Below are 26,736 nucleotides of genomic sequence, written 5' to 3'. Positions count from 1 at the left end.
GGATGTTTAATAAAGTGATTACAAATCAGACCAAAACGATGGTGCTTTTGATGTTGGTTTTTACAGCCATCATTTTGCTGTTCAGTGGTTTGGTATACTTTTCTATCGTGAATTTTTCCCATCAGAGATTTTATGAGCTCCTAAAAATCAGAACGGCGACCATTGTTCAGATTGAAAAAAGCAAAGATCATCTCGACCTTCCGGAAAATTATATTCTCAACAGTCTGAATGATGAGGAACTTCCAATGGAAAAGGACTATGTTTTTGCCGTTCCCAGAGATTCCAATTTCAAAAAAATATCTCAGGAAGTTCATATTCCTGCTTATTTCTTTAAAAATATTATCAAAGAAGGAGAGTCCAATTATAATGATGAAGAATTCTATTATATAGGACAAAGCTTTAAATATGATAATAAAGATTATATCGCTATTGCTTCAGCTAAAAATCATTATGTCATTTATTATCTGGGCTTTTTAAAAAGAACACTGCTTACCTGTATCGTTCTTTCTTTGTTCTTCAGTATGATCTTCTCTTTTTATCTTTCCAAAACGTTATTCAGACCTATCTTAAAAATTACAGGAAAAGTAAAAGAGATAAGTTCTGAAAATCTTCACTTAAGGCTGGAGTCTCAGCCTGATAACAAAGAGCTGAACGAGTTGGTAGATACTTTCAACGATATGCTCAACCGTATTGAAACCTCATTTGAAACTCAGAATCACCTGATCGGAAATGTTTCCCACGAATTGAGAACTCCTCTTACCTCCATTATGGGAGAAGCTGATGTTGCTCTTTCCATCAGCAGAACAGCCGATGAATACAAAGAAACTCTTGGAATCATTCTGGATGAAGCTGAAAAGCTGGATAAAAAGATTAAAGCTCTCTTAATGATTGCCCAAACCGGATTCGATGGGAAAATCCAGAAAATGGATAAGGTAAGAATAGATCAGCTGCTTTGGGATGTTATTGAAACGCTAAGAAGAATAGATTCCAGAAATAATATTTATCTTGATATCAGTATGCTTCCCGATAATCCGAAAAAGCTGAAAGTACAGGGAAATGAACAGCTGCTCCATCTCGCGGTAGCCAATATCATCAGTAATGGCTGCAAATATTCTAATTTTCAGCAGGTAAAAGTCTCTTTGGGAGCTACCAATACAGATGTCTACATTATTGTAAAAGACAATGGTATCGGAATTCCTGAAGTAGAGATGAATAAAATCTACGACCCATTCTTCAGAGCTTCCAATACGAACAACTATGAAGGCTATGGAATTGGGCTTCCTTTAGCAAGAAACATCGTAAGAATGCATCACGGGGAACTGATCGTAAGTTCACACGAAAACCAGGGAACTACAGTACAGATGCGCTTCCCGAATTTCTATAGTACGCAGAAAGGAGAGTAGCCTGATCTTATTCAGCCTGAAGAACAATCCGGAAACAAACAATGTCTATGAGCAATTTCGTCCTTTTACGATTTTGTTTTTTGCTATATGAACTCTCCTTAACAATTTTCTAATCTCATTTTAATCTCTTTAATCACATTTTAATTTCGTTCCAAAGATGTTCTAATGTGGTCGTTCTAGTTTTGTATCATCAAAAAAGATAAACACAATACAAAATAATAAAGAACATGGCTAAAACAATTTTAATTGCGACAGATTACTCTCTTGAGTCATTGAATATATTGAAAAAAGTACTTAAGGAGAAAGATGCATCAGAAGATCAGAACCAATATAATATCCTTCTGACATCCGGGTATGATGGCGGAGATTCTATCAGAGATCTTTTATTCACAACCAAAACATCGGTTTTTAATAAAATAAGACCGGAAGAGTTCTGTGATGCCTATGGAATTATCAGTAATAAATATCCCCACCTGATTAATAAAATCACTTGTGATATTTTTACAGGAAGTTTCCAGAGAACATTCAACCAATATGTAAAGGCAGAAAATATTGAAGAGGCTTATTATTCTCCATCTATCAAAAGTAAGGGAAAAGGTAAGTTTGATCTGATTCCTTACATCAAAAAATGCAAAGAACTGCAATCCCAAGAAATTACCGTTGAAGTAAGAGAAAGACTTCCGGAAAGAGGAAGATTGGCAGAGATCTTTGTAGAGGTCTAAATAAAACACAAATAAAAAAATGTTAAGAAATTATAGTAACAGCAGGACACTGGGAGATAATATCAGGTTGGGGACGCTGACTGCCTTTACGGCGGGTACTATAAATATTGCTTCCCTATTGATATTTCTCTCTTTTACATCGAATGTAACGGGACACTACGCTATTTTAGCAGCAGAAATAAGTAAAGGAAACTGGACGCAGGTAGGAGTAGTAGGAGGATGGATCTTTTTATTCTTCTTCGGAAGTTTTCTGTCCAACTTTATCGTTATCAACTTTAACAAGAAAAGTAAATATTTTGCCCATTCTATGCCTATTGCGCTGGAAATTATATGTCTCCTTTTTGTGGGAATATACGGGCAGTTTTACTATCAGAAAACATTAGAGGAAACAGAATATCTGGTAGCATTGATGCTTTTTGCCACCGGACTGCAAAACGGTCTTACGGCAAGTATCTCCAACTTCTCCGTGAAAACGACCCACCTTACGGGAACAACCACCGATTTAGGAATCCTGGTGTCTATGTTTACGCAGAAAAAATACAGAAGAAACGGAGAGCTGATTGGCAGAGCAAAACTTCTGATGAGTATTATGCTTGCCTATATCATGGGAGCAGTGTTCTCAGGATTGACTTATTACTATCTGGAATTCAGAGTGTTCTATGTAATCAGTCTGTGTCTTCTGATTGTCATCGGGTATGATGCTTATAAAATTCATGTTCGACACTTTAACACGAAATATAGATATAGCAGGATTTATAAAAAGCCTAATCTCTTTGCATATCTCTATGATAAAATCCATGGAATTCCTAAAAGAGAGAAGAAAAGAAAGCTTGTCTTTGAAGATTAAAATATAAAACACACTATTGATTTTTTGTATAAACTAGCTGTAAATGCCCTTATTTTATTATGAAATAGGGGTGTTTTTCTTTAAAAATGTCTTAAAAATCTATAAATCTGTTGTTTTTTATCCTGTTTTTCAAAGGTGTTAAAATGAAAATTTCCCGATCAGATTAATAAGTGAGCTAACGCCCTTCATTACAAACATTAAAAAAAATGGTTGGGGATAAATAAGTAAAAATGTTGATAATTAAATATTAAATCACGATTTTGGTATTTTAATTCCCGTTTCCATTGACTATTTTTGTAAGTTGATTTACGTTTTTATGTCAGATATTATTCAGCTTTTACCGGATCATGTAGCCAACCAAATTGCAGCGGGAGAGGTGGTGCAGCGGCCTGCATCCATCGTGAAAGAACTTTTGGAAAATGCTATTGATGCAGATGCAACGAAGATTGAATTGATCATCAGAGATGCCGGGAAAAACCTTATTCAGGTGGTAGACGACGGAAAAGGAATGTCCGAAACAGATGCCCGTATGGCATTTGAAAGACATGCTACCTCCAAAATCAAAGGAACAGAAGATATCTTTAAGATTGCTACAAAAGGCTTCCGGGGTGAAGCACTGGCTTCTATTGCCGCAGTTTCACAAGTAGAGCTCAGAACGAAACAGAATGACACATCCATTGGTACCAACATTTATATTGAAGGCGGAGTTTTCCAGTTTCAAGACCCGGTTCAGACAGCAGACGGATCAAATTTTTTAGTAAAAAATCTTTTCTATAACGTTCCTGCAAGAAGGAAGTTTTTGAAAAATAACAATATTGAATTCAGACATGTAATTGATGAATTTCAGCGTGTTGCACTGGCTCATGAAAATCTGGAGTTTTCCCTTTTCCATGATGATGAAGCTGTTTTCAGGTTGAGAAAAGGAAGTCAGATGCAGCGTATTGTAGATGTTTTCGGAAGGAAACTTCAGCCGCTTTTGATTCCTATCAAAGAAGATATTATCTGGTGTAAACTTCATGGATTCGTTGCTAAGCCTGAAGGTGCCAAGAAAGCAAGAGGAGAACAGTTTCTTTTTGTGAACGGAAGGTATTTCAGAAGCCCATACTTCAATAAAGCAGTACAGGAAGCCTTTGAAGGATTGCTTCAGCCCGGATATGTCCCTTCATTTTTCCTTTTCCTGGAGCTTGATCCTGAGAAAATTGATGTGAATATCCATCCACAGAAAACCGAAGTGAAATTTGAAGATGAACATCTTATTTTTGCTTTGCTCCGCTCAACCATCAAAAGGTCGTTAGGGATTTATAATGTCTCTCCAAGCCTTGATTTCGACAGAGATCCGGAGTTGGATGAAATGATGAATAAACCGATTCCAAGCAAAGGAAACGGAGGTGGAAGTGGTTTTGTAAAAATGCCGGAGATTATTGTAGATAAGGATTATAATCCGTTTCTGGAAGAAAAAAATGTAGTGCATCCAGAAGAAATTCAGAATCTTACAGAAATGTACCATCAGAATATTACTGCTGAACCTTCAAAGATTAATTTATTTGAAGATGAAGATTTTGACGAAGATCTGATGAGGCTTCCAAATGGCTACTGGCTTTTCAATAAAGGTGATGTGACCTTGATGCTGGATCTCGGAAGAATGCACAGATTATTGGTTTCTGAAGGGAATAAATCTACCAGAAAATCAAATACAAACAGCCATGCTCTTCTTTTCTCTCTGGAATATCATATGAATGAGATTGAGAAGACAAAATACAATTCGATCAAAAAATATCTTCCGGAATTAGGGTTTGACATGAAAATTGCTCATGAAAGCGTACTTCGAATAGATTCACTTCCTGAAGGGCTGAAAGAAACCCAGGCAATGAAATTCCTGGAGAACCTTTTTGAAATTCTGGAATACAAAACAGAAGACGAATTTTTGCATTACTACCATAATCAGTGGAACAAAATGCAGTCCAAGTCAAGATTTGACTTTATTTATAAAAAAGATGCGGAACAGCTTATCAAAGACTTTACAGCACTAGGTTTCCCGGAGTTTTTGCCGGATGGAAAAAGATGCTATTATGAAGTTCCGTTTAATGATTTTAAAAACAAATTTTAAATTATGTTTAACAATATACCGCCCATTACAAGGAATATTATTATAATCAATGTTATAGTATTTATTGTTACTTATTTCATGGGAAACCAGATGATTGGTTATCTCGCGGGCTTTTATCCGTTCTCCCCTTTTTTCCATTCATGGCAGGTTATTACCCATATGTTCATGCACGGAAGTATCATGCATATTTTATTTAACATGATGACGCTCTTTAGCTTTGGACCCATTCTGGAGCAGACATTAGGAGATAAAAAGTATTTGATTTTATATTTTGCAAGTGGTTTAGGTGCATTTTTCCTTTTCAATTTGTGGAATTTTGTAGAAGTTCAGCAGCTTTCCAGCGAGTTGGAACAGCTGGGGTTTAATGTAAATGCATATTTGTCAGGTGCCAGTGTTGGGTTTGCAGGGAATGCAGATTCCATTCTTAAACAAAAAGAATTACTTGAAAGTTTCAAAGACATTGTAGCTACACCCATGGTTGGGGCTTCTGGAGCTATTTTCGGAGTTGTAGCGGCATTTGCGACGCTTTATCCAGATTCTAAAATTGGAATCATGTTTATTCCGGTTCCTATAAAAGTAAAATACCTTCTGCCAATTATTGTTGTTGTTTCTGTGTTCCTTGGTGTCTCCGGGAATGGAGGTGGCATTGCTCACCTCGCTCACGTAGGGGGAGCTTTGGTAGGATGGCTGCTGGCAGTAATTTGGAAAAAGCATTTGTACAGATTCAATTAAAATAAGATTGTGAAGGTTTTCCGACTCATACTATTCATCCTGCATCTGGGAATTCTGTTTTTACTGCTGGGTACATTATTGAATGCTTATGTTCCACCGAAGGTTTTCCCATGGTTTAACTTGCTTTCCTTAGGTTTTCCGGTACTTATGATCTCTTATATCATTCTGACGGTATTCTGGGTTTTCAGCTGGAAAAAAAGAGCTTTTGTATTCATGTTTGCAGGGCTTGCATTTATCAACCCGGTAAAAAGATGGGTGAATTATTCTTCTCCTAAAAATGGAAATTCAGAAATAAAAATAGTCTCTTTCAATACGAGGGCAGGGGGAAGAGGAAATGCCGGAATTGGACCTTATCTGAAATCTCAGCGTGCAGATGTTATCCTTTTACAGGAAGATGCTGGTAAAGATTATCAATTTGAGGGATATCAGAAAGTAAATCCGGGAGCAGGGTTAACGATTTTGACCAAACATAAAATTATTAATCATAAAATTATCGACCCACAGGATGAAAATATAAGAATTCCTGGTTTACAGGCTGATATCGAGATTAATGGAAAGGTATATCGGTTTATTGATGTATATCTTAATCCGTTCCACTTTGATAAAGATATGGTAAGACTTAATGGAAATACCGATTCCAACGAACAAAAAGCAAAAGATGTTGTAAAAAGGCTGATTCCAACTTTTAAGAAACATCAGGAGCAGACAGTTTTGATCAAACAGGTTATTGAGACCTCACCTTACCCCGTTATTCTTACAGGAGATTTCAATTCTGTTCCTAATTCTTATGAATATTATCATTTATCGGATGGGCTTGAAGATGCATTTTTATCGGCCGGAAAGGGCAGTGCAACCAGTTTTCACGACTATAAATTTCCAATCAGGATCGACTATGTTTTTTCTTCAAAATCATTAAGGGCAATATCTTATGAAGTTGACCGTTCTGTAAGTATTTCAGATCATTATCCTGTCATCGTGAAATTTTCCACGGAAAGCAAATAATCATAAAAAGAGTTAAAGTTATCTGCTTGGTAGGATTTTTGTTGAAAGAAAAGCGTACCAAGACCGTTTTTTCATGAAGTCGAATCAGATATTACTATTTATACATATCGTTATTGCTGTTTTGCTGTTAAGCACATTAGGGAATGCATGGATTCCGCCTAATCTTTTGGGCTACCTTAACCTGCTATCACTTGGTTTCCCCTATCTGATCTTAGCACATTTGATTCTTACACTGATATGGATCTTCAAAAAACAAAAAATAGCTATCGCTTTTGCACTGGGTACACTTATCTTCTATAATCCCATCAGACGATGGGTCAACTTTTCACCAAAAACAGAGAATGGAAAAACAATACGGGATATTAAAGTATTGACATTTAATGTAAAATATGGAGAATATGGTTGGGATAAAGTGAAAAATTACATTAAAGAACAGGATGCAGATATTATTCTTGTACAGGAAAAAGATACTAACCGTGCCATAAAACGGGATCTTATAAAATATCCTTCTGTTATTCTGAAAACAAAACATAAAATTGTAAGACAGGCAGAGTTGATTGATGAGAAAGCAAGAGGAAATTCATTCTATGCTGATATTGATATCAATGGAAAGGTAGTCAGAATCATTAATGTCTATCTTGAACCTTTCAGACTTCATAAGTCAATGTTTACGAAGTTAGATGCACTTGGATTTGGAAATGTTTCAACATTGCTGTCTCACATGACTCCTACATTTCAGGCCCATGAAGATCAGGTAAAAAGAATCAGAAAGATGGTAGATTTATCACCTTACCCGGTTATTTTAGCCGGAGATTTTAATTCTGTTCCCAATTCTTATGAATATTATAATCTGGGAAAAGATCTTCAGGATGCCTTTTTAGTAGCAGGAAAGGGAAGCGCAAGCAGTTTTCATGACTATAAAGTACCTTTGAGAATTGATTATATCTTCAGTTCAAAATCTATTATTCCTCTAAGCTATAAAGTAGATCAGTCTGTGAAATTATCGGATCACTATCCTGTAATTGCAGAATTTCTGCTAAATTAGTTCCATGAAAAATATACTGTCTGTGATTTTTATTTTCACAATTCTTCTCACTGCATGTTCCAAGAAGGAATCTCCGGGTTTCGCTGCGGAACAGGATGTTAAAAGGAACTATGATACTATTGCTGTTGATTCCTTTTCTACCGGCGCTGTTTCAGTAGATATTGCCCGAAAGATAAGAATGTCTTCCCCCCAGTATCTGGACTCTGTAAAACAGGCTAAAAAGCTTCAGGAAGAGGAGAGCAAGCTAAAGGCAGAGCTTGAAAAAGAAAATAAAGCAAAACAGGAAGAGGAAAAGAAAAAAGCAGATGCAGAAAAGAAAAAGAAGTCTGTAGAAACGCCTTCGGGTCCAGACTCTAAAACACAATAACGCCTATATCATTAAAAAATAGACAATATGAAAAAACAAATCCTTACAGCAATGGTGATCTCAGTATTCACTGTAGCATGTACAAAATCAACAACGAAAACAGAGCAGGTAGATAACGCTGACGGATCAGTTACTACAACCACTACTACCGTTACAGAAACTCCAACTACTGTTGATACTGCAAAAATCAACAATGCAAAAGAAGATGTGAAAGCAAAAGTAGATGCCGCTGGTAATAAGATTGATGATGCAGCTCAAAAGGCTAAAGATAAAATTGATGCAACAGCTGATAAAACGAAACAGGATCTTCAGAAGGCCGGTCAGGATATCAAAACTGAAGCAAATAAAGTAGGACAAGATGCTAAAGAAGCCGCGAAAAAAGGAGCTTCAAAAGTAGAGGAAGCTGCGAAAAAAGTGAAAGAAGACTTAAGTAAATAAAATAAAAGCCGTAATTCTAATTGAGTTACGGCTTTTTTTTATTAATTGACCAGAATGGATATTCTGTATCTTTATTTATTCATTTCCAGCAAAGGTTCAATATATTCTCTGTCATTGCTCAACCTTGGCACCTTATTTTGCCCGCCAAGTTTTCCTTTAGCTTCCAGCCAGTGATAGAAAAGGTTGGTTTTAGCAATATGTACAATAGGTCTTTTAAGCGTCAAATTGTTGTATCTCTTTGCTTCATAATCAGAGTTGATTGTTTTTAAATGCTTGTCAAAAGCATCAATAAATAGGTCCAGGTTATCTGGATGCTGACTGAACTCAAAAATCCATTCATGGGCACCTCCTTCGTTTCCTTTCATAAAGACAGGAGCTCCTGTGAAATCGGTGATCTGCGCTCCCGTAGCTTCACATGCCTTTGAAAGGGCAGATTCCACATTGGTAATCATCAGTTCTTCACCAAATGCATTGATATAATGTTTTGTTCTTCCTGTTATTTTTATTCTGAATGGATTGGTTGATGTAAAGACAACGGTATCGCCAATCAGGTATCTCCACAGACCGCCGTTGGTTGTAATTACCATGGCATAGTTTTTACCTACTTCCACATCTTCCAGACTTACCACTTTCGGATTTGAAAAATGGAACTGATCCATGGGAATGAATTCGTAAAATATACCGTAATCCAGCATCAGAAGCATCTCATCACTGTCTGATCTGTCCTGTATCCCGAAGAAGCCTTCAGAAGCATTGTAAATTTCGTAGTAATTGATGTTTTTTCCGATGATCTGTCTGAATTGCTCCCTGTAGGGCTTGAAACTGATTCCGCCGTGAAAAAACACCTCCAGATTCGGCCATAGTTCTGAAATACTTCCGATATTGGTTTCCTTTAATACTTTTTGAAGGAGAACCATCATCCAGCTTGGTACCCCAAGGATACTTCCCACATCTTCATTTTTTACTTCAGAGGTGATCGCCTTCAGTTTGCTTTCCCATTCTCCCATCAATGAGACTTTTTTGCTTGGGGTTGTGGTTATTTCTACCCAAAATGGAAGGTTATCAATTAAAATAGCGGATAAATCCCCAAATTTTGTGTTGAAATCAGCATACAGTTCAGAACTTCCTCCTAAACGTAAATTTTTATAATTAAAAAGCTGATTTTCGGGATGGTTATTGGCGTAAATGGAAACCATATCCTTTCCTGCCTTCATGTGACAGTATTCCAGGCTTTCTGCAGAAATGGGTATAAATTTACTCTTGGCATTGGTGGTTCCCGACGATTTGGCAAAATGTTTAATGAGCCCGGGCCAGCTTATATCTTTCTGACCCTGCCTTGCTTTTTCAATATAAGGTTCCATTTCTTCATAGGTAACGATCGGGACCTTATTTTTAAAATCCTGATAACTTGATATAGAATTGAATCCGTACAGTTTACCGTATTCCGTGTCTTCTGCATGAAACAGCTGGGAAAAGAGTATACCTTTCTGGGTCTCAATGGGATGATCCATGAAATTCTGTATCTGATCTATCCTCTGACGGATGAACCAGTTGACTACGGTATTGAAAAGTGCTTTGGTTGCCATTCCAACAAATATAATGATATTTGAATTTTCTGAAAATTTTTTGCGTGATTAAATAAAAAAACCGTTACAAAATTTGTAACGGTTTGATATTTAGATTATTGTTTCTTAGCAATACTCATCATATGCAGCCTGTAGGTTTGCTGCGATAGCTCCTGCAGGGTTTCCTTCGATGTGGTGTCTTTCCAGCATGTGAACCAATTCACCATCTTTGAAAAGAGCTACACATGGAGAACTTGGAGGGAATGGAGCAAGGTGTTTTCTTGCCTCAGCTACAGCCTCAGTATCAAATCCTGCAAATACAGTTGTTAAATGATCAGGTTTCTTATCTCCAGTCAAAGAGTATACAGCTCCCGGTCTTGCAGCACCTGCTGCACAACCACATACGGAGTTAATTACCAATAATGTAGTTCCGGACTGCTTCAATGCATCTTCTACCTGAGTTGGAGTTGTCAAGTCCTGGAAACCTTTATCTGTAAGCTCTGCCTTCATAGGCATTACTAAATCTGTTGGATACATATATTTTGTTTTTATCTGTACAAAGTTAAGCATTTCTTTGCGTTTGTTCAATATATAAAAACTATCAATCGATTAGTCATATAAAATTAATCAAATATTAATATTGTAATAATATTCAAAAAAATGTGAATTAAGACTAGGAATAATGGAAAATTATTATTAATTTTGAAATGATTCTGAAAAACAAACGACCATGAAAAAAACATTTAAGGCTTTCCCTCAAGCAATCAATCACTTAAATACTCTATGAAATATGGTAGTATCTTAATTCTTTTTCCAGTTTTAGAATCAAAACTGATTAACAAACTTTAATATCCAAAGAAAGCGAAGCCCGGAACTGAAAAGTTCCGGGCTTCTTTAATCAAATCGATATGCAAAGGTTGTATATCCTAATATAAATAGTTGATAGAAAATAAGTTGAAGGGTTATGGATCGCCGTCAACGGTTAGTTATCAACTAAGACAGGAGCTTTTTAGCCATCTCGGAAATACTTTTTCCGTCAGATTTTCCGGCTAATACTTTTGATGCTGCTCCCATTACCTTCCCTAAATCTTTAATAGATTCAGCTCCGGTTTCAGAAATAATATTTTTAATTTCTGTTTCAAGTTCTTCAGCAGAAAGTTGTTTAGGTAAAAACTTCTCAATTACTTTCATTTGAGCTTCTTCTACTTCTGCAAGATCCTGTCTTCCTTGAGCTGAAAACTGCTCAAAAGAATCTTTACGCTGCTTGATCATTCTCTGCAGAATAGCAATTTCCTGCTCTGCGGAAACTTCAGCGCCTCTTGCTTCTGTCTGTAAAAGAAGAATCTGAGATTTTACAGCACGAAGAGAGTCCAGAGCTACTCTGTCTTTTTCTCTCATGGCTGTTTTTATAGCTTCGCTTATTATATTTTCTAAACTCATGTTATTCTTATTTGTACTAATGTGAAAGGATTAATGTATTGATGATTTTACAGAGTGACTCATCAATACATTAATACACTTATTTTAGTCTACGTCTTTATTTAAAAATCTGTTTTCTCTGATCTGCATAGATCCATTGTTGTCAGACAGATACGTGTTGATGTTCTGATCTGAAGCATTGGTTCCGTCGATCGAAATATTTTTTCTTTTGAAAGCAGGAATAGATTCAAACTCACTCGTGCTGTCAAAGCTCTGGTAGCGTGAGTTGAATTCTTTCAATTTATTTCTTCTTTCAATCACTCTGTCCTGGTCGATCGTTTTATTCACAAAAGTGAATTCTGATTCTTCCGTTTTTGGAGCTTCAATTTCTGTTTTGTTTTCAAAAGCAGTTTTTGTTTCTGCTTTTGGTTCTTCCTGTTTCTGATAGAAGGTTTCAATCTTCTGAGCCGGTTCAGCTACAGCAGCATTGCTTGGGTTGTTAAATTCTGCTTTTGGCTGTCCGAAATCGGTATTAGGCTCGTTTCTCACAGGTTCGTTTACAAAGAAGCTGAATTCAACAGGTTTTTCTTCTGTAAATGAGCTGCTGAATGGAGTTCCTGCCTGCGGTTCATCTTTTTTATTTTCAAAATCAAATGAGAAAGACTGAATTTCCAGGTCGTTTGGATCTTCATTCTCTTCGTCAATAGAAAATAAGCTGTATTCCTGCTCACTTTCTTCTTCGTTTTTCCACGCCTGTTCAGGAGCGTTTATAATATCTTCCTCTTTATCAGAGAATTTTATTTCGGGTCTTACCTGCTCTTCTTCAAGAATCATTTTTTTTTCAATGGATGTAACCTTGAACTGTGTGCTGTGGTCTTCATCATCTAATCTGAAATGATTGGCTCTGCTGGAATCATAGGTGGTATCAGGTGCAGACTCTCTTTCCTCTCTTGTTTTGAAAGGGGAGTTTTTCGGAGCATCGAAGCTGTCGTTAAGACTGATTCTGATTTTCTCTGTAGGTCCTGCAAATTTCTTATTGTCGTTAGAGAATCCTGTTGCGATAACAAGAACGCTTACTGCATCTCCCAATTCCTCATCAGCACCTACTCCGAAGATAATATCTGCGGTGTTTCCAGCTTCTTTCTGAATATGGTCCATGATGATACCGATCTCATCCATGGTTACTTCTTCAGCACCACTTCTGATCAATAACAGAACGTTTTTGGCACCTGTAATCTTATTATCATTCAATAATGGAGAATCAAGGGCTTTTCTTACCGCTTCTTCGGCTTTATTTTCACCTGAAGCAGTTCCTGTAGACATCAAAGCGGTACCTGAATTCTGAAGTACAGATTTAGCATCTCTAAAGTCAATGTTTACATCAAAGTAACCTGTAATAACTTCTGCCATACCTTTGGCTGCATTAGCTAGAACTTCATCGGCTTTTGAGAATCCCTGCTTGAATCCAAGGTTTCCGAACTGCTGTCTTAGTTTATCGTTGTTGATAACAATTAATGAATCAACATTATTTTTTAGTTTATCAAGACCATTTTCAGCCTGATCAAGTCTTCTTTTACCTTCAAAACTGAAAGGAACGGTAACAATACCTACAGTAAGAATTCCCATGTCTTTTGCTACTTTAGCAATGACAGGAGCCGCTCCGGTACCGGTACCACCGCCCATTCCGGCAGTGATAAACACCATTTTGGTGTTTTGTCCCATAGCTGCTTTAATATCTTCAATACTTTCGATTGCAGATTTTTCACCAACCTCAGGGTCTGCACCTGCTCCAAGACCTTCTGTGATTGTGGTTCCTAACTGAACTTTATTAGCAACCGGGTTATTATCAAGAGTCTGAGCATCTGTATTACAAATCACGAAATCAACTCCGTGAATTCCTTTCTCGTACATGTGCTTCAGAGCGTTGTTTCCACCGCCCCCTACACCGATTACTTTTATGATGGATGAATTTCCTTTTGGCAAATCAAATGAAAATCCTTGTGTACCTATATTTTCCATAACTATACTTTTAATAATTATAATTGATAATTGATTGATGATAATTGATAAGGAAAAGATCGTTTATCGCTTATCATTCACCATTTATAATTTATTCTACTTCTTCAAAGAATTTTTTTACTTTTTCCATAAGCGACTGTCCGAAGGTCAATTTCGCCTTTCTGTTCTCCTGTCTTTCATTTTCAAAAGACTGCTGCTCCTGAATGGGTGTTGCATGCTGAACCGGCTGAACAGTTTCTGTCTGTACTGAAGCGGTTTCAGGCTTTGGCTGTTCTACAACAACTTCCATGATTTCATCAGCATTCTGCTTTTTGTCTCTGATCTTTAAACTCTCCATCAGTAACCCGATAGACGTAGCAAATTCAGGGCCTTTCAGGTACTGATTTTTATCGTTGGCGATATATTCATTCGCAAAACCTATTCTGCTGTCAAAACCAGTGGTATAATTGGCCAGCTGACGAAGATGTTTTAAGTTTGAACCACCACCTGTAAGAACGATTCCTGCAATAAGTTTTTTCTTTTGTTCAAAAGCACCATAAGCTTTCAGTTCTGTATTGACCATTTCTAAAACTTCTTCTACTCTTGCATTGATGATTTGTGCTAAAGTTTTTAAAGAAATTTCTTTGTCCGGTCTGCCATGAAGCCCCGGTATGGTTACAAAAGTACTATCTTTTTCTAATTCGGGAACAGCCGAACCAAACTTTACTTTAAGTTGTTCTGCATGTTTCTCTATGATGGAACAGCCTTCTTTGATATCTTCGGTAATAATTCCGCCTCCGTATGGAATCACACAGGTATGACGGATGATGTTATCTTTAAATATCGCAATATCTGTTGTACCACCACCAATGTCAACAATAGCGACACCAGCTTCTTTTTCTTCTTTTGTAAGAACAGCTTCAGAAGATGCCAATGGCTCTAAAGTAAGGGCTTCCATTTCTAGTCCGGCTTCACGAACGCATCTTGCAATATTTCTGATGCTGCCCATTTGGCCTACTACAACGTGGAAGTTAGCTTCTAAACGCTTTCCATGCATTCCAACGGGTTCCTGAATTTCACCCTCGGAATCCACTTTATATTCTTGAGGAAGTACGTGGATAATTTCTTCTCCAGGAAGCATAACCAGCTTTTTCACCTGATCTTTTAATGCTTCAATGTCATCGTCTGTAATAAATTTATCAGGATGTTCACGCATAATATAATCGGAGTGCTGCAGAGAACGAATGTGTTTTCCTGCAATACCTACCGTAACTTTGCGGATAGGAACACCAGCACTGGACTGTGCTTCGGATACTGCAGCCTTGATTGAATTAATAGTCTGTGAAATATTATTCACAATACCTTTATGAACACCAAGACTTTTAGCTTTTCCTACACCGAGAACTTCTATTTTCCCGTGTGCATTCCTTCTTCCGACAATCGCGACTATCTTTGTTGTCCCGATGTCCAGACCCACTGAATACTCTTGATTTTCCATTTTTATATCGATTTGATTTTTTCTACTTTTTCCTTTTTTTCTCTAAAGATGATCTCCTATTTGTGTATTGAATGTCCCGAAAGGACTTATTCTATTTTTACTTTTGCCTTTGGCTTGGTTAAGGCCTTAGCGGTTGTTTTTTTTTCTGTTTTTTTCGCTTCTTTTGTATGTGTTTTCGGTTTCGCGCTCTCTTTCGGTTTTGCCGGCGTGGAGCTCGTTTTTTTTGCTTCCGCTATTTTTGGTCTGCCCTCTGTCTTCTTTGTTGCTGCCATTGGAGCAGGAGCTTTTGCCAGTTCTAATTTTCCTGCTTTTAAAATACTGTCATTTTCTTTAAAATAAGGGTTTAAAGTAGTAACAATCTGATTCTGGTATTTTACAGAAATCATACTGTACTTCTGTGGATCCTGGTAGACAAGATATTTTTCCACGAAGGTTTTAAATCCTTTTACTTTAAAATCAATATTATCCAGATCTCCAATCTCTACCCGGTAATTTCCTTCACTTGTCAGAAGATTGTAGCTTTCTTTGCTTTTTGAAATCCCGATAAAATATTTCTTACTGAAATCATCTTTATCGATCTTTCCTACCAGCTCTGCCAGTTTTTCATATTCATCCGGCTGTACATTTCCGGTTACCAGCATACATGGATGCGAATACGTTCTTGAAATTGGAAATTCAACTCCTTTTTCATCTACGTAAAAGTCTTTTCCTTCTTTATTAAGCCTGAAAACAGGAACTCTCTGCTTGATATCCAGATTCAGTTTTCCATTCAGGTTCAGGTAGACATTAGCACTATCTACCGCCGGAAGTGAATTGATTCTTTTTTCTAAAGAAGGAATATTAAGGTCGCCTACTTTTCCAGAAGGGTTTTCTTTTTTTACAATCTCCCTGATGTCTTTTTCATCAACAAAATAAACCGGAGTTTTTTCACTCATTTTTACAGAAATCTTATTGTCTGTAATCTGTTGGTGGCTGAATCTCTTCAACGAGAAACTCAGTAACAATCCAAGGATGATTACAGTGACAGCAATTTTTAATATTCTGTATTTATTTTTCATATTTTTTGTACAGCACTTATCCACTCACAAATAGGATCATACAGGGTATCTATATTTCCTGCACCTACGGTAAGAAGGATATCAAAATCTTTTTCTTTTATTTTTTCAAAAGCATCGGATAATGTCGATACTTCTTTCTTATCTAATGTCACTTTGTCCAGCAGCCAGCTTGAATTAACTCCTTGAAAATTCTCCTGAAGTTCTCTTGCAGGGTAAATATCAAGCAGAATAAGTTCATCGGCTTTGCTTAAACTTTCTGCAAATCCATCTACGAAATCTCTTGTTCTGCTGAAAAGGTGAGGCTGGAAGACCACCACTAGTTTTTTATCAGGGTAAAATGTTCTGATTGAGCTCACTACAGCATTGATTTCTGTAGGGTGGTGAGCATAATCATCAATATAAATTTTACCGTTTTGATAAATATGTTTGGTATATCTTCTTTTAATTCCTTTAAAGTTGGCAATAGCTTTTTTCAGCGTATCAAAATCTGCGCCTAAATTATGCAGAATCGCTAGTGCTACAGTAGCATTCTCCACATTATGGATTCCCGGAATTTCCCACACAAAATCCTTTATTGTTTCGGTAGGAGTATGGAAGTCAAAATAAATTTTATCATGATCCATTCTCAGGTTGTCAGAATAGTAGTCTGCAGGCTCATTTACAGCATACGTTTGATGTCCTCTGCCAATTTCTACTCCTTTTCTTACAAAGAGCTGTTTATCCTGAGGCACTAAAGCCGCAAACTGTCTGAACCCTTCTTCAATATGACTTTTATCTCCATAAATATCCAAATGGTCTGCATCTGTAGAAGTTACAACTGCCCAATCAGGAGAAAGGTTCAGGAAGCTTCTGTCATATTCATCCGCCTCTACCACAGAATATTTGGAACCGTTGTACAGGAAGTTCGATTTAAAGTTTTCAGAAATTCCTCCTAAAAAACATGAGAAAGGCAGATCTGCTTCTTTGCATAAATGAGCTACAAGGGTTGACGTGGTTGTTTTTCCATGAGTTCCCGCAATAGCGATACAATCTGTATTTTCAGTGATTAATCCTAAAACTTTAGCTCGCTTCAACACTTCAAATTGATTTTCATTGAAGTAATCCAATATTCCAAGCGTTTTAATAGCCGGAGTATAGATGACCAATGTATCTTCTTTCTGAAGAGAAGTTATCCTTTCATCAATAAAGTCTTCAAAAACAATATCAATCCCTTCATTCATCAGATTCTGAGTCAATTTTGTATTGGTTTTATCGTAGCCCAATACTTTTTTTCCGGATGCATTGAAATAGCGCGCTAATGCACTCATTCCGATACCTCCGATTCCAACGAAGTAAAAAGTCTGATATGTTTGTAAAATGTTCATTTATATTTTAATCTTTAATGACTCTTGAACCAATTCAGAGTTTAATTACTAATATTTTTATTATAAAGCTTTAATCAACTAACATTCATGACTCGTTAATGAAATAAGTTTTAACGGTGTCAGGCTGAGCTTGTCGAAGCCTTTCCTAATTATTTTATTACTTTAAAAATCTCATCTACAATCTCTTTTGCGGCATTTGGCTTGGCAAAATATTTAAGATTGTCAGACATTTCTTTTCTTACCCTTTCATTTTCGCAGATTTCTGATAATGTATTCCAGAATTTTTCCTGCATTTCAGAGTCTTTTACCATTCTTGCTGCATTTTTTTCAACCAGATTCATGGCATTTTTAGTTTGGTGGTCTTCCGCTGCAAAAGGGAAAGGAACCAAAAGGACCGGTTTTTGTGCTACGGCCAACTCTGAAATGGCAATAGCTCCGGCTCTTGAAACGATGATATCAGCTGCAGAATAAGCCAGTTCCATATCTTTGATGAATTCAAGGATCTGAATATTAGGAGTGTCTGTATCTTTTGTTTCGTTTACAATATCTTTATAATCAAGCTTTCCTGTCTGCCAGATCAGCTGATAATCTTTATCTGTCATTTGTTTTAAATGAGATTTCCATGCATTATTCAATGTTCTGGAGCCTAAAGAACCACCTACAGACAGAATCGTAAGCTTATCTTTATTCAATCCCATTTTTTCTTTTGCCTGGGTTGTTTCCTGCATTCCTGAAACAATGTTCTCACGAATCGGATTTCCCAGAAATTTTATTTTTTCTGCCGGAAAACCTTCCACTTTTGGATAAGCTGTAAAAACGGCTTTCGCTTTCTTGCTTAAAATTTTATTGGTTACTCCCGCATGAGCATTCTGTTCCTGTATGAAAATAGGAATTCCCATTTTGCTTGCTTCATAAAGAGCGGGTCCGCTGGCAAATCCTCCAGTTCCTACGGCAAAATCAGGAGCAAAATTTTTAATAATCTTTTTAGACTTTGATAAACTCTTCAGAATTTTGAATGGCAGGCCTAAATTGGATAACAAATTTCCTCTGTCAATTCCTGCGATATCAATTCCCTCAATTTTATACCCTGCTTGTGGAACTTTTTCCATTTCCATCTTTCCATTGGCACCAATGAACAAAAATTCTGCATCAGGAAATCTTTTTTTGATTTCATCAGCAATGGCGATGGCTGGGAAGATATGACCTCCTGTTCCTCCGCCTGATAATAATATTTTTAATTTTTTGTCCATCTTAAGCGATATCGTTTATTTCTGCTACACTTTGTTTTTTGCCCATTCCTTCTTCATCATAAATCTGAATCCTTGAGCTTATATTTAAAATAATACCTAACTGTAAATAGGTTACCAGCATTGAGGTTCCTCCGTAACTTATCAAAGGCAGCGGCTGTCCTGTTACCGGGATCAGGTTGACTGCAACGGCTATGTTTACTGAAAGCTGTATAAAAATCATTACCCCGAGACTGAGAACGAGCAAGGATCCGAAAAATGCCGGCATTTTACTGGCGATCATCACGATCCGTATCATCATAATCAGATATAAACAGATGAGAAAAGCAGCTCCAATCACTCCGTATTCTTCTACAATAACCGCGAAGATAAAGTCGGAGGCAGATTGTGGAAGCATTTGTTTCAATGCACTTTTTCCTGGTCCCATTCCGGTGATTCCACCATGTACGATGGCTGCTTTAGCCTGCATTACCTGATAGTTTTTTGCTTTTATACTTTCATCATCTACATCGGCTGATTTTGCTTTGCTTGAAGTAAATGTTTCTACACGGCTCATCCATGTATGAACACGGTTTCCGCCAATCATGTTCGTATTCAGAGCTATTAATAAAAATAAAACAATAGCTACAAATGAGGCAGAAATAAATCCTGCAATGTATTTCCAGTGAAGCTGTCCTATGACAAGAACCACTACGGAAACCATTAAAATCATTAATGCGGTGGAACCGTTATCTTTTGCTACCAATACAAAAACAAGCAGGATAGGCCCGAAAATATACATGATATTCTCTATTGGAAGCCTTTCTCTTGTGATCTTTTTGGTTAAATATCTGCACAGGTAGATAATCAGCATTAAAAAGGCAAATGATGAAGGCTGGAAGGAAATTGGTGTTCCCGGGATTTTCAGCCATCTGGAAGCACTGGCTCCGTCAATGGTTTGCCCGGTAAACATGGTAACAATCAGCAGAACAATCATAAGACCGAGCAGAATACTGCTGAGCTTTCCGATATATTCATATTTTATTGTTCCTACCAGTCGCATAATTGCTAATCCTAAGACTACAAAGAACATATGTTTGATAACGTGACCCGTTGTAGTCCCGTTATTAACAATGTATTCGAGATTTGAACTTGCAGAGTATACAGGGAAAATAGAGAAAATGGAGATCACAAGGATGACCATCCAAAGTACTTTATCACCCTTTAGAAATTCAAATCTGCTTTCTGTGTTCTGTTCGTCCATAATTTTGTATTGATGTATAATGTACTTTGTACAAAAAACATTTTACTTTAGTACCTGCTCTTTAAACTGGCGTCCTCTGTCTTCATAGCTTTTGAACAAGTCAAAACTTGCGCAACACGGAGATAATAAGACGGTATCGCCTTTCTTAGCCAGTGATTTGGAAATCCTCACGGCTTCTTCCATGCTTGAAGTATCATAAATAACTTCTTTTTTGTCTTTAAAGAAATCTATGATCTTCTTGTTATCTACTCCAAGGCAAACAATTGCCTTTACTTTTCTTTTGACTAAATCTTCAATTTCGGTATAGTCATTTCCTTTATCTAATCCACCAACGATCCATACGGTTGGTGTTTTCATGCTTTCTAGAGCATAATAAGTAGCGTTCACATTGGTTGCTTTACTGTCGTTGATGTATTTTACACTATCAATTTCAGTCACCAATTCCAATCTGTGTTCTACAGCCTGGAATGTCATCAATGAATGTCTGATGCTTTCATTGTTGATTTTTAATATCTTACCTGCAATAGATGCTGCTAAGCTGTTCGCTACATTGTGATTTCCCAATAGAGACAATTCATCAACTTTCATTGAGAATTCGTCTTTCATTTTTACAACAATCTCATCTTCATTTACAAAACCTCCTTCAGATAACTTCTCTTTTGTTGAGAATGGAATCATTTTAGCCTTTATTTCAAGCTTTTCAAGAAGATTTTTGCTCATTTCATCATCCTTGTTATAGATGAAGAAATTATCATTTTCCTGATTTTCAGTGATTCTGAATTTTGCCAAAGCATATTCTTCATAGTTGTAGTTATACTGATCCAGGTGATCCTGAGACAGATTCAACAGTAAAGAGATATAAGGTCTGAAATTTTGAATATCATCCAACTGGAAAGAGCTTACTTCCAATACATAATATTCATGGTTTTCATCTGCCACCTGCTTGGCAAAGCTGTATCCGATATTTCCTCCCAAACCTACATTCAATCCGTCATTTTTCAGGATATAATAGATTAGGGAAGTAGTGGTTGTTTTTCCGTTGCTTCCGGTAATGGCAATAATCTTTGCATCTGTAAATTCAGAAGCAAATTCAATTTCAGAGGAAAGTCTGATTCCTTTTTCATGAATTTTATGAATGATCTCCGCCTTTTTCGGAATTCCCGGGCTTTTTACGATCCAGTCAGCGTTTAAAACCCTTTCTTCATCGTGGTTTCCTTCTTCAAATTCAATTTCATTATCGGTAAGAAACTGCTTATAGTTATCCTTAATGGCTCCTTTATCTGAAAGAAATACTTCCAGACCTTTCTTTTTAGCCAAATAAGCAGCTCCGCATCCGCTTTCTCCACCTCCTAAAACAACTATTTTCATATTATTTGGATTTAATGATTAAAAGATTTAGTGATTAAAAAATTCTTCAATATTTCAATCTTTTAATTTTTAAATTGGTTTTTATCTCATTTTTAATGTGATCAGACATACAATAGCCAGTATTACCCCAATGATGATCATTCTGTTCACGATTTTACTTTCGTGGAAACCTTCTTTCTGATAATGGTGGTGTAATGGTGACATTTTGAATAGTCTATTGTTTTGGGCATATTCCAACCCGTATTTTCTTTTTCTGTATTTGAAAACAACTACCTGAAGCATTACAGACAGGTTTTCAATTAAGAAGATTCCGCATAATACAGGAATCAGCAATTCTTTTCTTAAAATAATGGCTAAAACGGCAATTACTCCTCCCAGCATCAAACTTCCGGTATCTCCCATGAAAACTTGCGCAGGATAGGTGTTGTACCAGAAGAATCCGATCACCGCACCTACCATTGCCACGGCAAAAATGGTGGTTTCACCCATATTGGGAAGGAACATGATATTGAGATAGTCTGCAAAAATGATGTTCCCGGAAAGATAAGCAAAGAGCGCCAGCGATAGTAGTATAATGGCACTTGTTCCTGCCGCCAGACCGTCGATTCCATCTGTAATGTTGGCACCGTTTGAAACAGCTGTTACAATGAAGATGACAATAGGAATAAACACAATCCATGCCCACTCATGAGCATCTTTATCATTCATCCAAAACAAAATTCCGCTATAATCGAACTCATTGTTTTTGGCAAAAGGAACGGTAGAAACAGTAATTTTTTCAGTAGGCATAAAGTTTTGCTCGACATTATTTCTGTTGACCACTTTAGCATCGGCATATTTTCTTTTAACGGTAATGTCCGGGTGGAAATACATTGTAATTCCGACAATTAGCCCTAAACCAACCTGGCCTACAATTTTGAATTTACCACTTAAACCGTCTTTATTTTTTTTGATTTTCTTTAAATAATCATCCAGGAAACCAATAGCTCCCATCCAGAACATTGAAACCAGCAACAGAACAATATATACATTGGTAATTCTTGTAAACAGCAATACGGGAATGATGGTTGCCAAAATGATGATGAGCCCTCCCATGGTAGGAGTTCCTTCTTTTTGTTTTTGACCATCCAATCCAAGATCACGTACCAATTCTCCCATTTGTTTTGTTCTCAGGTAATTGATTACTCTTTTTCCATAGACAAGAGCAATAATCAGAGAGAATAGTACAGCCATCCCGGCACGGAAGGAAATGTATTTCAACAATCCTAATCCCGGAACGTGGATTCCATGGTTGGTTAGATATTCGTATAGATAGTATAGCATAGTTTCAATTGTTAATAAATAATCATTGATAATTGATGAATGATAAAGTTGTTATTATGTATCAATTATCGCTTGTAATTTACTTGCTCATTAATTTCCAAAGCTCATTAATTACTTCTTTGTCATCAAAATGATGTTTTACACCATTTATCTCCTGATAGGTTTCGTGCCCTTTTCCGGCAACCAAAACAATATCTTTAGGTTCTGCAAATTTTATCGCCATCTTTATGGCTTCTCTCCTGTCTGGGATTGAAGTGTACTTGCTGAAGTTTTGAGGTTCAATGCCTGCTTCAATTTCTTTGATAATCTGGGTAGGATCCTCTGTTCTCGGATTATCTGAAGTGATAATTGCCAATGTTGATTTTTTAGAGGCAATATTTCCCATTTCAGGTCTTTTGGAGTGATCTCTGTCTCCTCCACAGCCGAATACGGTGATTAATCTTTCGTTTTTGGTTCTGATATCGTTAATGCTGTCCAGAATGTTTTCCAATGCATCCGGAGTGTGTGCATAATCTACAATAAAGAAAATTCCGCCATCGGATTTGAAGGTTTCAAATCTTCCGGAAACTCTTTTTAATTTGCTGACCGCCTGAAGAATTTCATCCTGCTCAAAACCAAGTTCAGCAGCAATCCCGAATACAAGCAGCAAGTTGTATACATTGAACTTCCCGGTAAGTGTCGTCCAGAATTCCTTTCCGTTGAAGTTCAACAGCATTCCGTTGAAATCTACTTCCAACAATTTTCCGTGATAGTCTGCCATGGTTTTCAAAGCATAAGACTTTTTTGAAGCCTTAGTATTCTGAAGCATGACATTCCCATTTTTGTCATCTACATTAGTGATGGCAATAGCTGTATCTTCTAACTGGTCAAAGAATCTTTTCTTTGTTTTTAAATATTCTTCAAAGGTTTTATGATAATCTAAATGATCATGAGTAAGGTTGGTGAAGCCCGCTATTTTGAAGTGTAGTCCTTCAATTCTGTTTTGGGCAATTCCGTGTGAGCTTACTTCCATAAAAGCAAATTCGCATCCTTTTTCTACCGCTTCTGCTAAAATTCTGTTGATGGTAATCACATCAGGAGTGGTATGGGTAGCCGGAATAATTTCTTCACCGATTCTGATCTCAACAGTGGAAAGCAAAGCAGAGTCATAGCCCAGGTTTTTGAAAACATAAAAAAGAAGGGTAGAAACAGATGTTTTTCCATTAGTTCCGGTAACTCCTATCAGATTTAGTTTCTGAGAAGGGTTTCCGTAGAAATTGGAAGCAAGGTGACCCAGAGCTTTAGATGAATCTTTCACCTGAATATAGGTTATATTTTCAACCAACGTTTCTGGAAATTCTTCGCAAACGATTGCTGCAGCACCTTTTTCAATAGCAGATGCAATGAATGAGTGACCATCCACCACTGTTCCTCTCATAGCAATATAAAGAGAGTTTTCTGTAACTTTTCTGCTGTCAATCACCAACTCAGCCACCTCACGGTTGCTATCACCGTGGATTTCCAGTACTGGGATTCTGTTTACTAATTCTGTTATAATCATCTTTATCAATAAGGCTTGCCCTATTTTGTTTTAAATGGTCCTTGCGGGACTTTGTTCTTAATGTTGCAGAGACAAATAAATTCTCTGGTTCTTGCTGATCGTTGTGCCTTCCAGAGGGAATTGTTCTTTAATTCTTCCCACTCCTTTATAGTCGACACGGTATCCTAAGTTTTCCAATTGCGGGATTACGTTTTTACCGATTAATCCTACCACATTAGGCATTTGTTTATCATTTACTGCTACTTTTACATTAGGTTCAACCATTTTGCTCAGGTTTACCTTTTTGTCTACAAGCATTTCTTTTTCGATATTCTGAGGAGTTTTCAGGAATGTTTTTCCTGCAATTTCCTTAAATACGGGTGCTGAAACGGGTCCTCCATAAAATCCTATTGATGTATTGGGTTCACTTATCATTACATAGCAGGTGTATTTTGGTGCGTCTGCCGGATAAAACCCTGCAAATGATGCGCGGTATTTCATAGGGCCAGGCAGCCAGTATTCAAATCTTGCAGTTCCTGTTTTACCTGCCATTTTAAGGTTGGGAGTAAAGATGCTTCGTCCTGTTCCTTTTTCTACCGCTTTGGTTAAAGCACTGGTCATCATTTTAATCGCTTTTTCAGAAGCCATTTTGTTTACCATTACTTCAGGTTTGGCATTGTACATTACTTTGCCATCTTTCATGATTTTATCAATGAATAAAGGTTTAAGCATTTTTCCGCCATTGGCAACGCCGTTGTAGAAAGTTGTCAACTGCAGAAGGTTGATGTTGGAAGAATACCCGTAAGAAATAGAAGCCAGCGTGGCGGCATTCCATCTTTTATTTTGTGGAGTTACGATCTTTGGTTTTGTGATTCCCGGAAGTTCTATATCCATTTTGTCGAATAACTTCCAACGTTTCAGGTGGTCAAGGAAAATCTGAGGCTTCTCTGCATAATATTTTGTGATCAGTTTTGCTGTTCCTACATTACTGGATTTAGCTAAAACATCACTGATATCATATGTTCCTCCGCCGTGTCCGTCAGAAATTCTCTGTTTTGCATAAGTCCAGACACCGTTTCCTACGTTTACAGTTGTATTTTCATCAATGAAGCCGTCATCCATTGCTGCTAAAAGCGAAATGGTTTTAAAAGTGGATCCGGGCTCAATATTATCTTTTAGGGCGTAGTTGTAAGAATCTTCATAATCTCCTGAATCTGTTCTTCTTAAGTTCACAAGGGCACGTACCTTTCCGGTTTCAACTTCCATTACAATCACAGTTCCATGTTTTGCTTCAAAATGGACCAGCTGCTTCTCCAGAGCGGAGTGTGCAATGTCTTGAATTCTGAGATCTAGGGTTGTATATACATCTTCTCCATCTACCGGTTCCTGAACTTTCCAGAAGTCGATAGGTTTCCATTGGGAAGAGTTAATTCTCTGCTCCAGTCTTTTACCGTCGGTACCCGTTAAATATTTCGAGAAAGCACCTTCTAGTCCTGATCTAAGCTCTCCGTTATCCATACCGATGGTTCCGGCACCGATTTCTGAAGTGGCCAACTCTCTTTTGTAGTTTCTGTCAACGATAAATCCTCCTTTATTTTTACCTTTTTTGAAGATAGGGAACTGTCGGATTCTGTCATATTGATCGAAATCCAGTCCTTTTACCAAAGTATAGTACTGGTTTTTCTTTTTCTTCTGTTCGTCAAATTTCTGTCTGAATTCTCCTCTGGATTTTCCGAACATTTTGCTCAGAGAATCTGTCAGCGCTTCGATGTGGTTGGAGTACACCGTATCTTTCATCGTTTTGAAGTCAAGAAAGATGTCATATCGCATCACTGTGGTTGCGAGAATAGAGCCGTCAGACGCAAAAAGATTACCGCGGGCAGCCTTTAAAGTAGCTTCACGATAGTTTTTATTAATGTAATCGTCTTTAATTTCCTGAACATTGGTATTCTGAAGAATAACAATTCTTGCCAAGAACATTACAAACACGCACAAAGCTACCACTGCAAAGAGGTAGCCCCATCGTAACGTTTTCTTACGTTTATTGTCGTATTCATTTTGCTTTTGCATCTGTACTGTCCAGTTTTATTAGCAATTTGTGAGGGTGGTTTTCCAGGGTCATCAATGAATCCCTGGCAACTTCTTTCCCCAGTTCTGATTCCATTTTTACTTTGATCAGCTTACTCTGGGCGTAAGCATTTCTCGATTTGTATTCTTCTGTTTCCTCTTTTAAGGCGTTTACAATTTTAATTTTTTTATTGACGAGATGGTTGGTATAAATCATTGCCATCATCAATATAAACAACAGGAGAAAATACTTGTAATGTATTTTGATCTCATCACGATTCAGAAAGTTTCCTTTTATAATATCTATAAAAGTGAGTCTTTTCTGGGGTCGATTTGTTGTTCTTTTTGCCACTTTATAATGTCAGTTTGCTTTGTAGTGAATTCGCTTTGTTCATCAGTCGTGA

At 37.0% G+C, this 26,736-nt stretch carries 23 protein-coding genes; 9 read left to right on the top strand and 14 right to left on the bottom strand.

Going from position 1 to position 26,736, the window contains the following annotated elements; genetic code table 11:
• Positions 1-2 precede the first annotated feature (2 nt).
• From KYG33_RS14335 to KYG33_RS14295, 9 genes are all read left to right on the top strand, one after another.
• On the top strand, positions 3-1,403 hold the full coding sequence (locus KYG33_RS14335; protein ID WP_077413173.1) for a sensor histidine kinase: 1,401 nt from the start codon (positions 3-5) through the stop codon (positions 1,401-1,403).
• A 227-nt stretch (positions 1,404-1,630) separates the two neighbouring features.
• Positions 1,631-2,125, top strand: coding sequence for a hypothetical protein (locus tag KYG33_RS14330; protein WP_077413172.1), 495 nt, complete (start codon positions 1,631-1,633; stop codon positions 2,123-2,125).
• A 19-nt stretch (positions 2,126-2,144) separates the two neighbouring features.
• Positions 2,145-2,972, top strand: a complete 828-nt coding sequence (locus KYG33_RS14325; protein ID WP_219071956.1) for a YoaK family protein — start codon at positions 2,145-2,147, stop codon at positions 2,970-2,972.
• Positions 2,973-3,288: 316 nt separating this feature from the next.
• Positions 3,289-5,079 carry a DNA mismatch repair endonuclease MutL gene (mutL, locus tag KYG33_RS14320; protein WP_077413170.1) on the top strand — a complete coding sequence of 597 codons (1,791 nt, stop codon included), beginning with the start codon at positions 3,289-3,291 and terminating at the stop codon, positions 5,077-5,079.
• Between the two features lie 3 nt (positions 5,080-5,082).
• Entirely contained in the window at positions 5,083-5,811 is a 729-nt protein-coding gene (locus KYG33_RS14315) for a rhomboid family intramembrane serine protease (RefSeq protein WP_077413169.1), read from the top strand.
• Between the two features lie 9 nt (positions 5,812-5,820).
• Positions 5,821-6,813: an endonuclease/exonuclease/phosphatase family protein gene (locus KYG33_RS14310; RefSeq protein ID WP_257468787.1), complete on the top strand. Its 993-nt coding sequence runs from the start codon at positions 5,821-5,823 to the stop codon at positions 6,811-6,813.
• Between the two features lie 73 nt (positions 6,814-6,886).
• Positions 6,887-7,858 (top strand): endonuclease/exonuclease/phosphatase family protein, encoded by a 972-nt coding sequence (locus KYG33_RS14305; RefSeq protein ID WP_175627164.1) that lies wholly within the window; start codon positions 6,887-6,889, stop codon positions 7,856-7,858.
• A 4-nt stretch (positions 7,859-7,862) separates the two neighbouring features.
• The gene (locus KYG33_RS14300; RefSeq protein ID WP_180564836.1) at positions 7,863-8,225 is read left to right on the top strand and encodes a hypothetical protein; all 363 of its coding nucleotides are present in this window, start codon (positions 7,863-7,865) and stop codon (positions 8,223-8,225) included.
• A 27-nt stretch (positions 8,226-8,252) separates the two neighbouring features.
• Positions 8,253-8,663 (top strand): hypothetical protein, encoded by a 411-nt coding sequence (locus tag KYG33_RS14295; protein WP_077413166.1) that lies wholly within the window; start codon positions 8,253-8,255, stop codon positions 8,661-8,663.
• A gap of 71 nt (positions 8,664-8,734) precedes the next feature.
• Here KYG33_RS14295 and KYG33_RS14290 read toward each other — a convergent pair whose 3' ends face one another.
• From KYG33_RS14290 to KYG33_RS14225, 14 genes are all read right to left on the bottom strand, one after another.
• Positions 8,735-10,249, bottom strand: a complete 1,515-nt coding sequence (locus KYG33_RS14290) for a GH3 auxin-responsive promoter family protein (protein WP_077413165.1) — start codon at positions 10,247-10,249, stop codon at positions 8,735-8,737.
• A gap of 105 nt (positions 10,250-10,354) precedes the next feature.
• A complete protein-coding gene (locus KYG33_RS14285; protein WP_219071955.1) occupies positions 10,355-10,765 on the bottom strand; it encodes a BrxA/BrxB family bacilliredoxin in 411 nt (136 codons plus the stop codon).
• A 456-nt stretch (positions 10,766-11,221) separates the two neighbouring features.
• Positions 11,222-11,668, bottom strand: a complete 447-nt coding sequence (locus tag KYG33_RS14280; protein WP_047377988.1) for a GatB/YqeY domain-containing protein — start codon at positions 11,666-11,668, stop codon at positions 11,222-11,224.
• Between the two features lie 84 nt (positions 11,669-11,752).
• On the bottom strand, positions 11,753-13,666 hold the full coding sequence (gene ftsZ, locus KYG33_RS14275; RefSeq protein ID WP_219071954.1) for a cell division protein FtsZ: 1,914 nt from the start codon (positions 13,664-13,666) through the stop codon (positions 11,753-11,755).
• Positions 13,667-13,757: 91 nt separating this feature from the next.
• A complete protein-coding gene (gene ftsA, locus KYG33_RS14270; protein ID WP_180564835.1) occupies positions 13,758-15,143 on the bottom strand; it encodes a cell division protein FtsA in 1,386 nt (461 codons plus the stop codon).
• An 86-nt stretch (positions 15,144-15,229) separates the two neighbouring features.
• Entirely contained in the window at positions 15,230-16,201 is a 972-nt protein-coding gene (locus KYG33_RS14265) for a cell division protein FtsQ/DivIB (RefSeq protein ID WP_175627163.1), read from the bottom strand.
• Positions 16,198-17,565, bottom strand: coding sequence for a UDP-N-acetylmuramate--L-alanine ligase (gene murC, locus KYG33_RS14260; protein ID WP_219071953.1), 1,368 nt, complete (start codon positions 17,563-17,565; stop codon positions 16,198-16,200). The genes KYG33_RS14265 and murC overlap by 4 nt, the downstream gene beginning before the upstream one ends.
• 149 nt (positions 17,566-17,714) lie before the next feature.
• Complete coding sequence (gene murG / locus KYG33_RS14255) at positions 17,715-18,815, bottom strand: undecaprenyldiphospho-muramoylpentapeptide beta-N-acetylglucosaminyltransferase (RefSeq protein WP_077413161.1); 1,101 nt, start codon at positions 18,813-18,815, stop codon at positions 17,715-17,717.
• Position 18,816: 1 nt separating this feature from the next.
• On the bottom strand, positions 18,817-20,055 hold the full coding sequence (locus KYG33_RS14250) for an FtsW/RodA/SpoVE family cell cycle protein (RefSeq protein WP_077413160.1): 1,239 nt from the start codon (positions 20,053-20,055) through the stop codon (positions 18,817-18,819).
• Positions 20,056-20,097: 42 nt separating this feature from the next.
• On the bottom strand, positions 20,098-21,423 hold the full coding sequence (gene murD, locus KYG33_RS14245; protein ID WP_180564833.1) for a UDP-N-acetylmuramoyl-L-alanine--D-glutamate ligase: 1,326 nt from the start codon (positions 21,421-21,423) through the stop codon (positions 20,098-20,100).
• Positions 21,424-21,504: 81 nt separating this feature from the next.
• Complete coding sequence (gene mraY / locus KYG33_RS14240; protein WP_047377995.1) at positions 21,505-22,746, bottom strand: phospho-N-acetylmuramoyl-pentapeptide-transferase; 1,242 nt, start codon at positions 22,744-22,746, stop codon at positions 21,505-21,507.
• 79 nt (positions 22,747-22,825) lie between these two features.
• Entirely contained in the window at positions 22,826-24,286 is a 1,461-nt protein-coding gene (locus tag KYG33_RS14235; RefSeq protein WP_219071951.1) for a UDP-N-acetylmuramoyl-L-alanyl-D-glutamate--2,6-diaminopimelate ligase, read from the bottom strand.
• 57 nt (positions 24,287-24,343) lie between these two features.
• On the bottom strand, positions 24,344-26,335 hold the full coding sequence (locus tag KYG33_RS14230; protein ID WP_219071950.1) for a penicillin-binding transpeptidase domain-containing protein: 1,992 nt from the start codon (positions 26,333-26,335) through the stop codon (positions 24,344-24,346).
• On the bottom strand, positions 26,319-26,684 hold the full coding sequence (locus KYG33_RS14225; RefSeq protein WP_047377999.1) for an FtsL-like putative cell division protein: 366 nt from the start codon (positions 26,682-26,684) through the stop codon (positions 26,319-26,321). Before KYG33_RS14225 ends, KYG33_RS14230 begins: the two co-directional genes overlap by 17 nt.
• Between the last annotated feature and the right edge of the window lie 52 nt (positions 26,685-26,736).

The organism is Chryseobacterium sp. D764 (assembly GCF_019317325.1).
In the GTDB taxonomy this organism is placed as follows: Bacteria; Bacteroidota; Bacteroidia; order Flavobacteriales; family Weeksellaceae; genus Chryseobacterium.
The sequence above is the reverse complement of the archived record's forward strand: the minus strand, read 5'-3'. Positions and strand labels throughout refer to the sequence as shown.